Below are 14,636 nucleotides of genomic sequence, written 5' to 3' on the forward strand. Positions count from 1 at the left end.
GCCTAATCAAGGCTTTGACATTCACTGCCTAAGCAGTAATATTTTTACACAAATACTCGAGCAGTCTCCCATGGCCCATTTCTCCCCCGAAAACTTCCAGACCTGTGCCATCGGCATGCTGCTTGGCCGCGCGGCGATCCTCAAGGACCGCATTCTCGACTGGCACCTCGAATCCGAAGGTGTCACCGCCGCGCAGTTCAAGGTGCTGATCATCGTCACCCAGTACCAGGTGGATACCCCGGCCGAGCTGTGTCGCTACCTGGGCCTGGACAGTGGGTCGATGACCCGCATGCTCGACCGCCTCGAGCAGAAGGAGCTGATCGTGCGCAACCGCTGCGCGGACGACCGCCGCCTGGTGCGCCTGGCCCTTACCGCCGATGGCCAGCGCCTGGCTGACCGCCTGCCGGAAATCGGCGCGGCGGCCATGAACGAGTTGTGCGGTGCGCTGGCACCCGAAGAGCTCAAGACCCTGGAAGGCCTGCTGGCCAAGGTCCTGCTTGCTGCCGGCGACCCGTTGACGATCCGCCGCTTCGGCGATCGTTGATCCCTGTCACGAATTATCCAAGGTATTGTCATGGCCACTCCCGCAGACACCCCGACTTCCTCCGCCGCGCCCGAGCCGTCGCGCAAGCGCAAGGCCTGGCTGCTTGGCCTGCTGTTGCTGCTGATTCTTGCCGGTGTCGGCGCCTGGGCCTGGTACAGCCTGGTCGGGCGCTGGCACGAAAGCACCGACGATGCCTACGTCAACGGCAACGTGGTCGAGATCACCCCGCTGGTTACCGGCACCGTCACCAGCATCGGCGCCGATGACGGCGACCTGGTCCATGCCGGCCAGGTATTGCTGCAATTCGACCCGGCCGACAGCGAGGTGGCCTTGCAGTCCGCCGAAGCCAGGCTGGCGCGTAGCGTGCGTCAGGTGCGCGGGTTGTACAGCAACGTCGACTCGCTCAAGGCCCAGCTGGAAACCCGCCAGGCCGAACTGCGCAAGGCCCGGCAAGACTTCAACCGACGCAAGGTGCTGGCCGACAGCGGTGCGATTGCTGCGGAAGAATTGTCCCATGCCCGCGATGACCTGAGCGTGGCCGAGGCTGCCGTCAACAGTGCTCGCCAGCAACTCAGCACCAGCAGCGCGCTGGTCGACGACACCGTGGTGTCCTCGCACCCTGAGGTGATGGCTGCCGCCGCCGACCTGCGCCAGGCCTACCTCGACCACGCTCGCACCACCCTGGTGGCGCCGGTCACCGGCTACGTCGCCAAGCGTACCGTGCAACTGGGCCAACGCCTGCAGCCGGGCACCGCGACCATGGCAGTGATCCCGCTGGACCAGGTGTGGATCGACGCCAACTTCAAGGAAACCCAGCTGCGCGACATGCGTATCGGCCAGCCGGTGCAAATCAGCGCCGACCTGTACGGCAGCGAGGTCAGGTACAGCGGTACGGTCGACAGCCTCGGCGCTGGCACCGGCAGCGCTTTCGCCCTGTTGCCGGCGCAGAATGCCACCGGTAACTGGATCAAGATCGTCCAGCGTGTGCCGGTGCGCATCCACCTCAGCCCCGAACAGCTCAAGGACCACCCGCTGCGTATCGGCCTGTCCACCGTGGTCGAGGTCGACCTGCACGACCAGAGCGGGCCGGCCTTGGCCCAGCAACCACCGCAGCAGGCCAGCTACACCACCCAGGTGTATGACCGCCAGCTGGTCGAAGCCGACAACCTGATCGCCCGGCTGATCCACGAAAACAGCGCACCCGGCAAGACGGTCCAGCGATGAGCAACAATGCTGCTGCCCAGTTCACGCCGCCGAGCCTGCTGCTGACCACCATCGGCCTGTCGCTGGCGACGTTCATGCAGGTGCTCGACACCACCATCGCCAACGTGGCCTTGCCGACTATTTCCGGCAACCTGGGGGTGAGCTACGAGCAGGGCACCTGGGTCATCACCTCGTTCGCGGTGAGCAACGCCATCGCCTTGCCGCTGACCGGCTGGCTCAGCCGGCGGTTTGGCGAGGTGAAACTGTTCATCTGGGCCACGCTGCTGTTCGTACTGGCCTCGTTCCTGTGCGGTATTGCCCAGTCAATGCCGGAGCTGGTCGGTTTTCGCGTGTTGCAGGGCGTGGTAGCCGGGCCGTTGTACCCGATGACCCAGACTTTGCTGATCGCTGTCTACCCGCCGGCCAAGCGCGGCATGGCCCTGGCGTTGCTGGCAATGGTCACGGTGGTGGCGCCGATTGCCGGGCCGATCCTCGGGGGCTGGATCACCGACAGCTACAGCTGGCCGTGGATTTTCTTCATCAACGTGCCCATCGGTCTGTTCGCCGCTGCCGTGGTGCGCCAGCAGATGCGCACCCGGCCGGTGGTCACCAGCCGCCAGCCGATGGACTACATCGGCCTGCTGACGCTGGTCATCGGTGTCGGCGCCTTGCAGGTGGTGCTGGACAAGGGCAATGATCTGGACTGGTTCGAGTCGTCGTTCATCATCGTCGGTAGCCTGATCTCGGTGGTGTTCCTGGCGGTGTTCGTGATCTGGGAACTGACTGACCGTCACCCGGTAGTCAACCTGCGCCTGTTCGCGCACCGCAACTTCCGCGTCGGCACCATTGTGCTGGTCGGGGGCTATGCGGGGTTTTTCGGCATCAACCTGATCCTGCCGCAGTGGTTGCAGACACAGATGGGCTATACCGCGACGTGGGCAGGCCTGGCGGTGGCACCAATCGGCCTGTTGCCGGTGCTCATGTCGCCGTTCGTGGGCAGGTACGCGCACCGCTTTGACTTGCGTGTGCTGGCCGGGCTGGCGTTCCTGGCGATCGGCAGCAGTTGCTACATGCGTGCCGGGTTCACCAGCGAGGTGGACTTCCAGCATGTGGCGTTGGTGCAGCTGTTCATGGGTATTGGTGTGGCGCTGTTCTTCATGCCGACCCTGAGCATCCTGCTGTCCGACCTGCCTCCACACCAGATTGCCGATGGCTCCGGGCTGGCGACCTTCCTGCGTACCTTGGGCGGCAGTTTTGCGGCGTCGCTGACGACCTGGATCTGGATTCGCCGGGCGGACCAGCACCATGCCTACCTGAGCGAGCACATCAGCCAGTTCGACCCGGCCACGCGGCATGCCCTGGAGCAACTGGGCGGGGCCAACCCGCAGGGCTATGCGCAGCTGGAGCAGATACTCAACGGGCAGGCGTACATGATGTCGACGGTGGATTACTTCACCCTGATGACCTGGGTGTTTGCCGGGTTGATCCTGCTGGTGTGGTTCGCCAAACCGCCCTTTACCGCCAAGGCGGGGCCCGCGTCGGCAGGGCACTGAGCCGGGCCAGAAGCAGGCCCGGCAAATCCCGCGTCAGGTACTCGCTGCGTACCAGGGACGCTGTATGCGCAGCACCAACCGGTCGATTTGCGGCACCAGCAGGTTGGCGGCCAGCACGGCGAAGCAGAGGCCGTCGGCATAAAGCCCGAATTCGCGAATCAGTTCGGTGAGCGTGCCAACGGTCACGCCGAAGAGCATGCGACCGGCACGCGTATTGGGGCTGGTGACCGGATCGGTGGCGATGAAAAAGGCGGTGAAGAGGTAGCCACCGAGACTGAGGTTGTACACGGCTTCCTGCAGGCTATGGCCGGCGGCCATACACAGCAATACGGTGCTCGCGAGCATCGCCAGCGGAATCTCGATTCGGATCACCCGTAGCGAAGCCAGTATCAGGCCGCCGGCGATGTAGCCGTACCCCGACAGGTTGTGGGTGATATGGGTGAATTCGTTCTGCGCCAACTGGGTGGCGCCGGCGAACGCATCGAGATCAAGGCGTGGCACCAACTGTAGCTGTTGTAGAAGAACCGTCTTGGCGCCCAGGGTTGCGGTCCAGGGGGTATGGTTCGAGGGTGCAGGGTACAACTGCTGGTAGAAGCAGATGGCAACGATCCCCAGACCAACCATGGCAGGGTTGAGGCGGTTGCGGCCAAGGCCTCCACTGGCATGCTTGCATAGCGCAAGAGCGGCAAAGCTGGCCAGGGCGATCATCCACAGTGGCACCAGCAGCGGTAATGCCCGAGCCAGGATCAGGCCTAGCACCAGCCAGCTGAGGTCGCTCAAACCCTCGCGGACATTACGCCCGCGCAGGCGCAGCAGGGCAGCTTCGAAGCCCAGGGCGAACAGCACGCACCAGAAGGTCTGCAGCCAGACCACAACGCCAAATTGCCAGGCATACAGGACGGTGCCCGGCAGGAGGCACAAAATGACCAGCAGCATCACCGTGCGCAGCCGCTGCGGAATGGGATGGCGTATCAGGCTCATGCGCGCATCTCCGTCTTGCTCTGGCGGAAGCGTTCGCGCAGCGGGATATTGCTCGGGCAGATGCTGCTGCAGCTGCCGCATTCGATACAGGCATCCAGGCGCAGTTCCTGCAGGCTGGCCTTGTCCAGGCGTTCGGCAGCAGCATAGAGATCCAGCGGCCTGAGCGACATCGGGCAGACATCCACGCAGCGCGTACAGCGAATGCAACTGCCTGCGGGGCGGGTTGCCGGCAGGTAGCGTTCAGCGCCGAATATCAGGCAACTGCTGGTCTTGCTGACGGCGGCGGTGGCGTCCGGTAGCGGCTGCCCCATCATCGGGCCGCCGACCTGGGTCAACTGTCCTGTGGGGGCCGCGCCAGCAATCGCGCGCAGTTCGCTGACCGGGTAACCCACCGGCACCCGGACATTGCCGGGGTGCTTGCAATCCCCGGTCAGCGTGAGCACGCGGCTTATCAGTGGTTCACCCTGGAAGACGGCCTGGCCCAGTGCATAGAGCGTTGCGACATTGAGTGCGAGGACGCCGATATCGGCAGGTCGGCTCCCTGGCGCCAGGTTGCGGCCACTCAGGCTCTTGATCATCAACGGCTGCCCACCTGCCGGGTAACGCTCCGGAAGCGGACATATCTCGACCTGGGTGTGCGCCTGGCGAGCGGCGGCACGTAACGTGGCCATCGCCTCCGGTTTGTTGGTTTCGATACCGAAGCGGGTCGTGGTTATTCCCAGCAGCGTGGCGACATAGTCGGCGGCCTCGATCAACGCTTCGGCATTTTCGCGCATGAGACGATCATCGCAGGTAAGGAAGGGCTCGCATTCGGCACCGTTGATCAGCAGCAGGTCGGGCTGCCGGGCGTCGGCCAGCTTGAGGGCCGTCGGGAAACCCGCCCCACCAAGGCCGACGATGCCCATCTGCAATGCGCGTTCGACCAGTGCCGCTGGCGTTTGCGGCAGCCCCTGCACCGGGCGTTCGATCCACTCATCCAGGCCATCTGCGTTCAGAATGACAGCCATGACTGGCTCGGCCGAGTCGGCCGCGAAGGCGAGATCGATCCGTTCCACGATGCCGGAAGTGCTGGCATGCACCCAAGCGGTGGTGTCGTCACCAATACCGATCACTTCGCCCTTGCGCACATGCTGTCCCGGCTGCACGCAAGGCTGGACAAACCGGCGACCCCGCCCGAGCGGAATCGCCAGCTGGATTTTTCCGACCGCGACCGGGGCAACCGGCGTGGCGTTGGACAGTTCCTTGTATCCCTTGAGCTCAATGCCTCCGTGCCAACTACGCTGAGACGATGAGGCGATGGCCAGCAGGCGCCGCCAGAGAGGTTTCTGTTGTGGCTGACGCTGGGCGCGGATGCGGCTCTGCAGGCGTTCGACGCTCTGCAACGAATGGCTAGACATATTCTGTCCTCCAATTTTGGGGCAAAGAACGCCCGTGTGCGCTTATGCGCACAATGGTTTTTATTGCTTCCGGGACGTTTAGCGGAAAGGGAGGGGGATGGTTGATCACCCGCGCACTTCTGAGTGTAAAACGAGGAATTTGTTCGGTTTTTAACCAGACTTGCTGATGAACGGTAGGCCAATTGCCATCTTGCAATTTCTGGTGAAATAGCCTGCGCCGCGAAGGGGCGGCCAGACTCTGCGAGGTGTCGAATGATGCGCGCAAGCCTGCTGGTGATGCTGTTGATGTTGTTGTATGGCTGCGGCGAAAGGATCGAGCGCTTTTCCGGGCCGACCATGGGGAGCACGTACTCGATCCAGTACGTACCCACCGCGCAGACGCCCGGTGCGCAGCAGGTAAAGGCCGAAGTCGAGATGATGCTCGAGGCGCTCGACAGGCAGTTTTCCAACTGGCGCGGCGATTCTGTGGTTTCCCGCTTCAACGCTCTGCCGGCCGGCGCCTGTCAGGCGGTGCCGGAAGAGATGCGGCACTTGCTGGTGTACGGTGAGTCGCTGTTCCGCGAGAGTGGCGGGGCTTTCGACCTGACGGTTTTGCCATTGCTGAACCTCTGGGGCTTCGGCCCGCAGTCACGAGGGCGGCAGGTGCCGGACGCCGAGGCGCTGGCACGGGAGCAGGCCCGGGTAGGGCTCCAGCACTTGCACCTGGAGGGAGAAAAGCTGTGCAAGGATGTCGCGGCGCAGCTGGATTTCGACAGCATGCTCGCCGGCTATGCCGTGGATCGGGTCGGCGAGAGGCTTTCGGCCCTGGGTATCCAGGCCTATCTGGTCGAGATCACCGGCGAACTCAAGGGGGTCGGCCGCAAGCCGGATGGCTCGCTCTGGCGCATCGCCCTAGAGGTACCGAGTGGCGAGGGCGAGCAGCAAGTGGAGCGCGCCATTGCCCTGGATGGCTACGGCGTTGCCACCGCCGGCGACTACCGCAACTACTTCGAGGAAGGTGGCCAGCGCTATTCGCACACCTTCGATCCACGTGTCGGCAGGCCGGTCAGGCACGCACTGGCGGCAGTGTCGGTGGTCGACCCTTCGGTGCTGCGTGCCGATGCCCTGGATACATTGTTGATGGTGCTCGGCCCGGAGGAAGGCTATGCCTTCGCCGAGCGGCATGACGTCGCCGCCTATTTCATCATGCACCAGGGCCTGGGTTTCGTTGCGCGGGCGACGCCGCGATTCGAGTCGTTGTTTCCGAGGCAGAGCCAGACCAGGCAGTAATTGAAGGAATACACATCGCCCAGGGGCAAGAGCCGATGGGGCGGCTGAGCTGACCTTGGTCATTCCCATGCGCAGCCTTTTCCCCTATTGTCGATGCTCCCTTCCCAAACGATTGGCATATCCATGGAGAAAGTCATCGTGATCACCGGTGCCAGCCGTGGCATCGGCGCCGCCACGGCACTGCTGGCCGCCCGCCAGGGCTACCGCATCTGCATCAACTACCACACCAACGACCAGGCCGCCGAGAACATCCTCGACCAGGTTCGTGCCCTGGGTGCCGAGGCCATCACCGTACGCGCCGACACCAGCGTCGAAGATGAGATCATCCAGCTGTTCCAGCGCGTGGACGAAGAGCTCGGCCCGGTCACCGCGCTGGTCAACAACGCCGGCACCATTGGCCAGCAAAGCCGGGTCGAGGACATGTCCGAATTTCGCCTGCTCAAGGTCATGAAGACCAACATCGTCGGCCCCATGCTCTGTGCCAAGCACGCGCTGCTGCGCATGGCGCGCCGGCACGGCGGGCAGGGCGGGGCCATCGTCAACGTGTCGTCGGTAGCCGCACGCCTGGGCTCGCCCAACGAATACGTGGACTATGCCGCTTCCAAGGGCGCCCTCGACACCTTCACCGTTGGCCTGGCAAAGGAAGTGGCAGGCGAGGGCGTGCGGGTCAATGGCGTACGGCCAGGCTACATTCATACCGGGTTCCATGCGCTGTCCGGCGACCCCGACCGGGTCAGCAAGCTTGAGCCCGGCTTGCCCATGGGCCGTGGTGGGCGCCCCGAGGAAGTGGCCGAGGCGATCCTCTGGCTGCTCTCGGACAAAGCCTCGTACTCCACCGGCAGCTTCATCGACCTGGGCGGCGGGCGCTGAGCGCGCCCGTCAATCTTCCAGCAGCGAGCGTACCCGTTCGGCCAGCACTTCCAGCTCGAACGGCTTGGTCAGCACCTGTGTGCCTTGCAACAACTGGCCGTCACTGAGCGCCGCGCTTTCGTCGTAGCCAGTAATGAACAGCACCTTGAGGTCGGGGTAGCGCTCGCGGCAACGTTCAGCCAACTGGCGGCCATTCAGGCCGCCGGGCAGGCCGATATCGCTCAGCAGCAGGTCTGGCCGCTCGCCATTTTGCAGGTGGGCAAGGGCGGCCGGGCCATTCTCGAACGCGTCGACCAGGTAACCCAGTTCCTCCAGCACCTCGCAGACGACCACGCGCAAGGCAATCTGGTCTTCGATCAGCAGGATACGCTGTGCGGCCGTGCTGCCACTTTCCAGCAGTGTGCGCCGCGGCCTGGGTGCCGGGGCTTCGGGGAGCTCGTGGTGGCGGGGGAGCAGTAGCTCGATGCGGGTGCCTTCGCCAAGCGTCGACAACACCCGTAGCTGCCCGCCCGACTGGCGCACGAAACCGTAGGTCATCGACAAGCCCAGGCCCGTGCCCTGGCCCATCGGCTTGGTGGTGAAGAACGGGTCGACTGCGCGCTCGGCCACCTCCGTCGACATGCCATTGCCGTTGTCGATGATGCTCAGCCTTATGTATTCACCAGCTGGCAGTCCCAGTGCATGGGCTTGCTCGTCGTCGAGTAGCAGGTTGTCACCGAGGATATCGATCGCACCGCCAGCAGGCATGGCATCGCGGGCATTGATGCACACGTTGAGCAGGGCACTTTCCAGTTGCGGCGGGTCGATGAAGGTCGGCCACAGCGGGTAGGGGAACTGGCTGGTCAGGGTGATGGAAGGACCAATGGTACGGCGCAGCAGCTCTTCCATGCCGCCCACCAGCGTCGCCACCTGCGTGGAGCAGGGCTGCAGGGTCTGCTGGCGGGAGAATGCCAGCAGCCGGTGTACCAGCGAAGAGGCCCGCTGCGCCGAGCCGCTGGACAGCTCCAGCAAGGGTTCCAGGCTGTCGAAACGGGATTGCTCCAGGCGTTGGCGCATCAGCTCCTGGGCACTCAGGATGGCGCCCAGCAGGTTGTTGAAGTCATGGGCGATGCCGCCACTGAGCTGGCCGACCGCTTCCATCTTCTGTGCCTGGCGCAGGGCCTCCTCGGCCTTGGCCCGTTCTGCCAATGCCGCATTCACCCGTTGTTCCAACTCCTCGTTCAGGCGTTGCAGGGCAAGCTCGGCCCGCCGTCGTTCGGTAACGTCCTTGAACAGTACCGCCACCTGGCGCTTTTCGGCAGGCTCCACCCGGAAGGTGGTCACCGACAACACATGGCCGGTGGCGACCAGCTCCTGCTCGAAATGCAGGGGCTCGCCCGTGCGCAGAACCGCGCCATAACGGGCGACCCAGTCATCGGCCTCATCGGGCACCATCTCACGCAGTTTCTGCCCGACCACATTGGGGATGCCGGCGTGCTTGGCATAGGCCGCATTGGCCAGCACATGCACATAGTCACTCAGCGGGCCGTGCGGGCCGTCGAAGAACTCGATGATGCAGAAGCCTTCATCCATGGTGTCGAAGAGCGAGCGGTAAAAGTCCTGGTCGTGTTCCTGATGGCTTGCCAGGCGGGCCTCCAGCAGCGCGTTCTGCCGCTGCAGGGCTTCGACTTGTTGGCGCAGTGAAAGCAGGTCACGGGAAGGCATGCCGAGGTCCGACAAAAGAGGAGACCCAGACTTTAACGTGTTCGCCAGCAGGCGAATAGCCAGTCAAGGCGAGTGCGGCGCAATGCCCAGCAGCCGCTCGACCCGTTCGCCGAGGGTGTTCAGGTCGAAGGGTTTGTGTAGCAGCTCCGTGCGCCTGTCGGGCCGGGCACAGGGCACCGTATCGATGGTGTCATAGCCGGTAATCAGTAATACCGGGGCATGCACCACGAGGTCCTGGTAGGCCCCTGCAAGCTGGTAGCCGTCGACCCGCCCAGGCAAGCCGACATCGGTAATCAGCAGGTCCGGTGGCGGCCCTTCCTGCAGCGCTTCAAGCGCCGGGCCGCCACCCTCGAAAGCCTGCACCTGGTGGCCCAGTTCCGTCAGCACTTCAACCAGTACCAGGCGCAGGGCCGGTTGATCCTCCACCAGCATGATCCGGCGCACGCGCGGCTGCACCGGCTCGGTGGGGGATGCGGCTGGCTCGTCGTGGCAGGTTGCGGTAGCGCTCTTGTGCTGGGGCAGGTACAGGTGAACGCAAGTGCCTTGCCCGACAACGCTGTCGATCAGCAACTGCCCCCCGGACTGGCGAACAAAGCCATAGGCCATGGACAACCCCAGGCCGGTGCCCTGGCCCAGCGGCTTGGTGGTAAAGAAGGGTTCGAGGGCGCGCTCCCGCACCGCACTGGACATGCCCAGGCCGGTGTCCTCGACACGAATGTGCAGATAGTGGCCCGTCGGCAGGCCCAGGCGCTTGGCCTCGGCCGCTGAGAGATTGGCGTTTTCACAGCCGATGCGCAGGGTGCCGCCCAGCGGCATGGCGTCACGGGCATTGATGCACAGGTTGAGCAAGGCGTTTTCCAGCTGTTGCGGGTCGATGAGGATCGACCATTGCGCGGCCAGGGTCTGGTCCTGGAAGTCAATGTGCGGGCCGGTCGAACTGCGGATCAGGTCATGCATGTCGGCCACCAGGCGCTGCACATCGACCGCTTGGGGCACCAGCATCTGCTGGCGTGAAAAGGCCAGCAACCGCTGCACCAGGGCAGCGGCCCGCAGTGCGTTGCTGCGGCTGAGTTCGAGCATGCGGGCGGTTTCGGCAAAGCGTTGCTGACCCAGGCGTTGCTCTGCCAGCTCCAGCGCGCCAAGCAGGCTGCCCAGCAGGTTGTTGAAGTCGTGGGCGATGCCACCGGTCAGCTGGCCGACCGCCTCCATTTTCTGTGATTGGCGCAGGGCTTCTTCGGCCTGGCGCAGGCGTTCCTGTTCGGCCATGCGCTCGGTGATGTCATAGGCGAACATGTACCCGCCCTGGATCCGCTGCTGCGCATCGCGCAGCGGGTGGTAGCGGATCTCGTAATGGCGAGGGGCGTCAGGCGGGCCGAAGGTGATGGTATCGATGAAAGCTTCGCCGGCCAGCACGCGTGGCCACACCGGTGCCAGGCGGCCCATGATGTCAGGCTGGTTGACCAGGAACTGCGGCACGTAATCGCCGATCTTCGGTACGAAACCACGGTAACGCTCAAAGGTTTCCCTGGCCATGCGGTTGATCGCCACCAGGCGCATCTTGCGGTCTGCGGCGAACACGTTGGCCAGGCTGTTGTCGAGCAGTTCGCCCAGCAGCTGGTTATGGGCATGTGCAGTGTCTTCGCGCTCGGCCAGGCGAGCTTCCAGTTCTGCGACACGCGCTTGCAGCTGTGCCAATGACGGGAGCGAATCTGCTTGCATGGCGAGGGCCCGGTGAGAGGATCGGGCAACTATAGTCGCCCACCGGGTCATCAGCCATCAGAACGAGCGGATGATCCGCCCCAGGGTTTCCATGGCCCGTTCGGCATCCTCATGCCAGGGGCTGCCATAGTTCAGGCGAATGCAGTTGCCGAAGCGCCGGGTGGGCGAGAAGATCGGCCCGGGAGCGATGCTGATGCCTTGGGCCAGGGCCATGTGGAACAACTTGAGGGCGTCCATCTGTTCGGGCAGTTCCAGCCACAGGAAGTAGCCGCCGGACGGTTGGCTGACCCGTGTCTGCGCCGGAAAGTGCCGGGCAATGGCCGCCAGCATGTTGGCCTGCTGGCCTTCCAGGGCATAGCGCAGCTTGCGCAGGTGGCGGTCGTAGCCGCCGTGCTGCAGGTAGTCGGCGATCGCCGCCTGCGCCGGCATCGAGGCACACAGCGAGGTCATCAGCTTGAGCCGCTCGATCTTCTGCGCAAAGCGCCCGGCCGCCACCCAACCGATGCGGTAGCCTGGTGCCAGGCTCTTGGCGAACGAACCGCAGTGCATCACCAGGCCCTGGGTATCGAAGGCCTTGGCCGGCTTGGGGGCTTGCTGCGAATAGTACAGTTCAGCGTACACGTCGTCTTCGATCAATGGCACCTGATGACGCGCCAGCAGCTCCACCAATGCCTGCTTTTTTGCCTCCGGCATGCTGGCGCCCACCGGGTTCTGGAAGTTGGTCATGCACCACACGGCCTTGACCGGGTGCTTTTCCAGGGTCTGCGCCAGTACGCCCAGGTCCATGCCTTCGCGCGGGTGCACAGGGATTTCCACCGCCTTGAGCTTGAGCCGCTCCAGTACCTGCAGGCAGGCATAGAAGGCGGGGGCTTCGATGGCCACCAGGTCACCTGGCTGGGTGACGGCCTGCAGGCACAGGTTCAGGGCCTCCAGCGCGCCGTTGGTGATCAGCAGCTCCTCCATCGGCAGCATCAGCCCGCCGACCATGTAGCGCAGGGCAATCTGCCGGCGCAGCTGCGGGTTGCCGGGTGACAGGTCGGTCACCACCATGCGTGGGTCCATGCTGCGGCTGGCGCTGGCCAGCGAGCGCGACAGGCGCTGCAGCGGGAACAGTTCGGGGCTGGGGAAGGCCGAGCCGAACGGCACGGTGTTGGGGTCCTTGATCGAGTCGAGGATCGAGAACACCAGCGCGCTGACGTCGACGTCGGTGGACTCGCTGACCGGCTGCAATGCCTGCGGTTCGCTGAACTGGCGCGGGGCGTGGGCGTTGACGAAGTAGCCTGAGCGCGGCCGGGCGCGGATCAGCCCGCGCCTTTCCAGCAGGTAGTAGGCCTGGAACACGGTGGACGGGCTGACCCCGTGGGTCTGGCTGGCATAACGCACCGAGGGCACCCGCTGGCCGGGGCCCAGCACCCCGGAGCGGATCAGTTCGGCAATATCGTCGGCAAAGCGTTCGTAGCGTTTCATTCTGGCCTTCTGTCGAAGCCTGGCAGGCAAGGTGGGATCAGTGTAAGGGATCAACGGTTCATCGGTGCGACGAAGCGGCTGTTGGCCACGCTGCGGATGGCGGGGTCGTCGCGTTCGCTGACTTCGAAACTCAGCGTCTGCGAGCTGCTGGCCGGGCGTTCGGCCAGCATCGCCACCGACACCGGCAGTTCACTCATTTCACCGGCCGGGATCGTGAATGATGTCTTGCCCTGCAAGCTGAAACCGTCGGCGTCCAGCAGGCGCAGTTCGTAGTGCCGAGTGCGTTCGGTCTTGTTGATGACCTTGAGCAGGTAGATGTTTTCGATCTGGCCCTGGGCATTCTCGCGGAACAGGCCGCGGTCCTTGATCACGTCCAGCGACACCATCGGACGCAGTTGCAAGGCTATCACCAGCGCCGCGATCATTACCCCCAGCGCGGCGGCGTAGCCCAGCAGGCGCGGGCGCAGCCAATGGGTGGTGCCACCTTGCAGGCTGTGTTCGGACTTGTAGCCGATCAGGCCACGGGCGTAGCCCATCTTGTCCATTACCCCGTCACAGGCATCGATGCACGCCGCACAACCGATGCAGGCCATTTGCAGGCCATCGCGGATATCGATGCCGGTGGGGCACACCTGCACGCACAAGGTGCAGTCGATGCAGTCGCCCAGGCCCTGGGCGCGGGCGTCGCTGCCTTTCTTGCGCGGGCCACGGGCTTCGCCGCGACGCGGGTCATAGGCGACCGCCAGGGTGTCCTTGTCGAACATCACGCTCTGGAAGCGCGCATAGGGGCACATGTGCAGGCACACCGCTTCGCGCAGCAGGCCGGCATTGATGTAGGTGGCGGCGGTGAAGAACAGCACCCAGAACAGCGCCACGCCGCCCAGTTGCAAGGTGAACAGTTCTGCGGCCAGTGAGCGGATCGGGGTGAAGTAGCCGACGAAGGTCAGCCCGGTGAGCACGCCAATGGCCAGCCACAGGCTGTGCTTCAATGTGCGACGGGCCAGTTTGTTCAGGCTCCAGGGCGCGGCGGCCAGCTTGATGCGCTGGTTGCGGTCACCCTCGGTGACCTTTTCGCACCACATGAACAGCCAGGTCCAGGTGCTCTGCGGGCAGCTGTAGCCGCACCACACGCGGCCGGCATACACGGTGATGGCGAACAGGCCGAAGGCGCAGATGATCAGCAGTGCCGACAGCAGGATGAAGTCCTGCGGCCAGAAGGTGGCGCCGAAGATGTGGAACTTGCTGTTGCCAAGGTCCCACAGCACGGCCTGACGGCCGTTCCAGTTCAGCCAGGCGGTGCCGAAGAACAGCACGAACAGGGCGCCGGCGAAGCCGATACGCAGGTTGCGGTACAGCCCGGTGAAACTACGGGTATGGATGCCATTGTCGGCGCGTCGTGGCTGGGGGCTGGCTGGGGCGGTGGCGATCTCTGTGAAAGGGATTCTATCGTTCATGGCTCGGTGCTCATCAGGCCTCGATCAGGCATGAGCACTATGGCCCTGAGGCTGTTATCAGCACAGGCTCAGATTTTGCGATAAAAACCATATCAGATTTTCGGGTAAGCCCCGCCAGGCCTCAGATTACCGAGCCTGGCGTGCTGGCCTTCAGATGCCTGCGGCTATCCACCGCACCCGCCACGGTCAGTGCGTCGGCCTCGGCTTCGGTGATGGGCACACGCTGGCCCGCGAGCAGGGCCACTGACATGCGCAGCTGTTCGTCGGTGACGATTTCGATGGACGGGCCATCACCTTCGATGCGCAGGCCTTCGCCTAGCAGGGTGCAGCGGCGGGTGGTTTCGTCGATTTCAATGGGCATGGAGTGGTCCTCCTGGGGGGGTACAGGGTGGACCACAGGGAGGGGCGGGTTGCTGCATCCGGAAGCTGAGCGGCACTTTGTCATTTGCTCGGAGGTCAACCCTTGCAGATGGCA

General features: G+C 64.2%; 12 protein-coding genes. 5 read left to right on the forward strand and 7 right to left on the reverse strand.

All coding sequences use genetic code 11. The features are described 5' to 3' along the window. Window positions 1–70 precede the first annotated feature (70 nt). From J5M71_RS15145 to J5M71_RS15155, 3 genes are read left to right on the forward strand one after another with little or no spacing between them, the layout of a single operon-like run. Window positions 71–544 (forward strand): MarR family transcriptional regulator, encoded by a 474-nt coding sequence (locus J5M71_RS15145; RefSeq protein ID WP_207833204.1) that lies wholly within the window; start codon window positions 71–73, stop codon window positions 542–544. A 30-nt stretch (window positions 545–574) separates the two neighbouring features. Beyond that, a complete protein-coding gene (locus J5M71_RS15150; RefSeq protein ID WP_207833206.1) occupies window positions 575–1,768 on the forward strand; it encodes an HlyD family efflux transporter periplasmic adaptor subunit in 1,194 nt (397 codons plus the stop codon). Continuing rightward, on the forward strand, window positions 1,765–3,300 hold the full coding sequence (locus J5M71_RS15155) for a DHA2 family efflux MFS transporter permease subunit (RefSeq protein WP_207833208.1): 1,536 nt from the start codon (window positions 1,765–1,767) through the stop codon (window positions 3,298–3,300). The genes J5M71_RS15150 and J5M71_RS15155 overlap by 4 nt, the downstream gene beginning before the upstream one ends. Window positions 3,301–3,333: 33 nt before the next feature. Here the strand turns inward: J5M71_RS15155 and J5M71_RS15160 are convergent, their stop codons facing one another. Both J5M71_RS15160 and rsxC read right to left on the reverse strand, forming a co-directional pair. Then, window positions 3,334–4,281 (reverse strand): RnfABCDGE type electron transport complex subunit D, encoded by a 948-nt coding sequence (locus J5M71_RS15160; protein WP_207833210.1) that lies wholly within the window; start codon window positions 4,279–4,281, stop codon window positions 3,334–3,336. Further along, entirely contained in the window at window positions 4,278–5,678 is a 1,401-nt protein-coding gene (gene rsxC / locus J5M71_RS15165) for an electron transport complex subunit RsxC (protein ID WP_207833212.1), read from the reverse strand. Before rsxC ends, J5M71_RS15160 begins: the two co-directional genes overlap by 4 nt. 252 nt (window positions 5,679–5,930) lie before the next feature. On the opposite strand from rsxC, the gene J5M71_RS15170 reads away from it, so the two are divergent. Together J5M71_RS15170 and J5M71_RS15175 are read left to right on the forward strand one after the other, a co-directional pair. After that, entirely contained in the window at window positions 5,931–6,947 is a 1,017-nt protein-coding gene (locus J5M71_RS15170) for an FAD:protein FMN transferase (protein ID WP_207833214.1), read from the forward strand. Window positions 6,948–7,070: 123 nt separating this feature from the next. Beyond that, window positions 7,071–7,817, forward strand: a complete 747-nt coding sequence (locus J5M71_RS15175; RefSeq protein ID WP_207833216.1) for an SDR family oxidoreductase — start codon at window positions 7,071–7,073, stop codon at window positions 7,815–7,817. Window positions 7,818–7,826: 9 nt separating this feature from the next. On the opposite strand, the gene J5M71_RS15180 is transcribed toward J5M71_RS15175, so the two are convergent. From J5M71_RS15180 to J5M71_RS15200, 5 genes are all read right to left on the reverse strand, one after another. Then, the gene (locus tag J5M71_RS15180) at window positions 7,827–9,521 is read right to left on the reverse strand and encodes a response regulator (protein WP_207833218.1); all 1,695 of its coding nucleotides are present in this window, start codon (window positions 9,519–9,521) and stop codon (window positions 7,827–7,829) included. A 63-nt stretch (window positions 9,522–9,584) separates the two neighbouring features. Next, window positions 9,585–11,240, reverse strand: coding sequence for a PAS domain-containing sensor histidine kinase (locus J5M71_RS15185; RefSeq protein ID WP_207833220.1), 1,656 nt, complete (start codon window positions 11,238–11,240; stop codon window positions 9,585–9,587). 57 nt (window positions 11,241–11,297) lie between these two features. Continuing rightward, a complete protein-coding gene (mapR, locus tag J5M71_RS15190) occupies window positions 11,298–12,707 on the reverse strand; it encodes a GntR family transcriptional regulator MpaR (RefSeq protein ID WP_025338884.1) in 1,410 nt (469 codons plus the stop codon). A gap of 50 nt (window positions 12,708–12,757) precedes the next feature. Beyond that, window positions 12,758–14,161, reverse strand: coding sequence for a cytochrome c oxidase accessory protein CcoG (ccoG, locus tag J5M71_RS15195; protein ID WP_207833223.1), 1,404 nt, complete (start codon window positions 14,159–14,161; stop codon window positions 12,758–12,760). 121 nt (window positions 14,162–14,282) lie between these two features. Continuing rightward, entirely contained in the window at window positions 14,283–14,522 is a 240-nt protein-coding gene (locus J5M71_RS15200) for a DUF3203 family protein (protein WP_207833225.1), read from the reverse strand. Between the last annotated feature and the right edge of the window lie 114 nt (window positions 14,523–14,636).

The organism is Pseudomonas sp. 43(2021), from assembly GCF_017490805.1.
Taxonomy (GTDB): domain Bacteria; phylum Pseudomonadota; class Gammaproteobacteria; order Pseudomonadales; family Pseudomonadaceae; genus Aquipseudomonas.

What these genes read in the sequence shown, in the direction of transcription:
- J5M71_RS15145 (WP_207833204.1), top strand. Translation starts at nt 71, where the DNA reads ATGGCCCATTTCTCCCCCGAAAACTTCCAGACCTGTGCCATCGGCATG.
- J5M71_RS15150 (WP_207833206.1), top strand. Translation starts at nt 575, where the DNA reads ATGGCCACTCCCGCAGACACCCCGACTTCCTCCGCCGCGCCCGAGCCG.
- J5M71_RS15155 (WP_207833208.1), top strand. Translation starts at nt 1,765, where the DNA reads ATGAGCAACAATGCTGCTGCCCAGTTCACGCCGCCGAGCCTGCTGCTG.
- J5M71_RS15160 (WP_207833210.1), bottom strand. Translation starts at nt 4,281, where the DNA reads ATGAGCCTGATACGCCATCCCATTCCGCAGCGGCTGCGCACGGTGATG.
- rsxC (WP_207833212.1), bottom strand. Translation starts at nt 5,678, where the DNA reads ATGTCTAGCCATTCGTTGCAGAGCGTCGAACGCCTGCAGAGCCGCATC.
- J5M71_RS15170 (WP_207833214.1), top strand. Translation starts at nt 5,931, where the DNA reads ATGATGCGCGCAAGCCTGCTGGTGATGCTGTTGATGTTGTTGTATGGC.
- J5M71_RS15175 (WP_207833216.1), top strand. Translation starts at nt 7,071, where the DNA reads ATGGAGAAAGTCATCGTGATCACCGGTGCCAGCCGTGGCATCGGCGCC.
- J5M71_RS15180 (WP_207833218.1), bottom strand. Translation starts at nt 9,521, where the DNA reads ATGCCTTCCCGTGACCTGCTTTCACTGCGCCAACAAGTCGAAGCCCTG.
- J5M71_RS15185 (WP_207833220.1), bottom strand. Translation starts at nt 11,240, where the DNA reads ATGCAAGCAGATTCGCTCCCGTCATTGGCACAGCTGCAAGCGCGTGTC.
- mapR (WP_025338884.1), bottom strand. Translation starts at nt 12,707, where the DNA reads ATGAAACGCTACGAACGCTTTGCCGACGATATTGCCGAACTGATCCGC.
- ccoG (WP_207833223.1), bottom strand. Translation starts at nt 14,161, where the DNA reads ATGAACGATAGAATCCCTTTCACAGAGATCGCCACCGCCCCAGCCAGC.
- J5M71_RS15200 (WP_207833225.1), bottom strand. Translation starts at nt 14,522, where the DNA reads ATGCCCATTGAAATCGACGAAACCACCCGCCGCTGCACCCTGCTAGGC.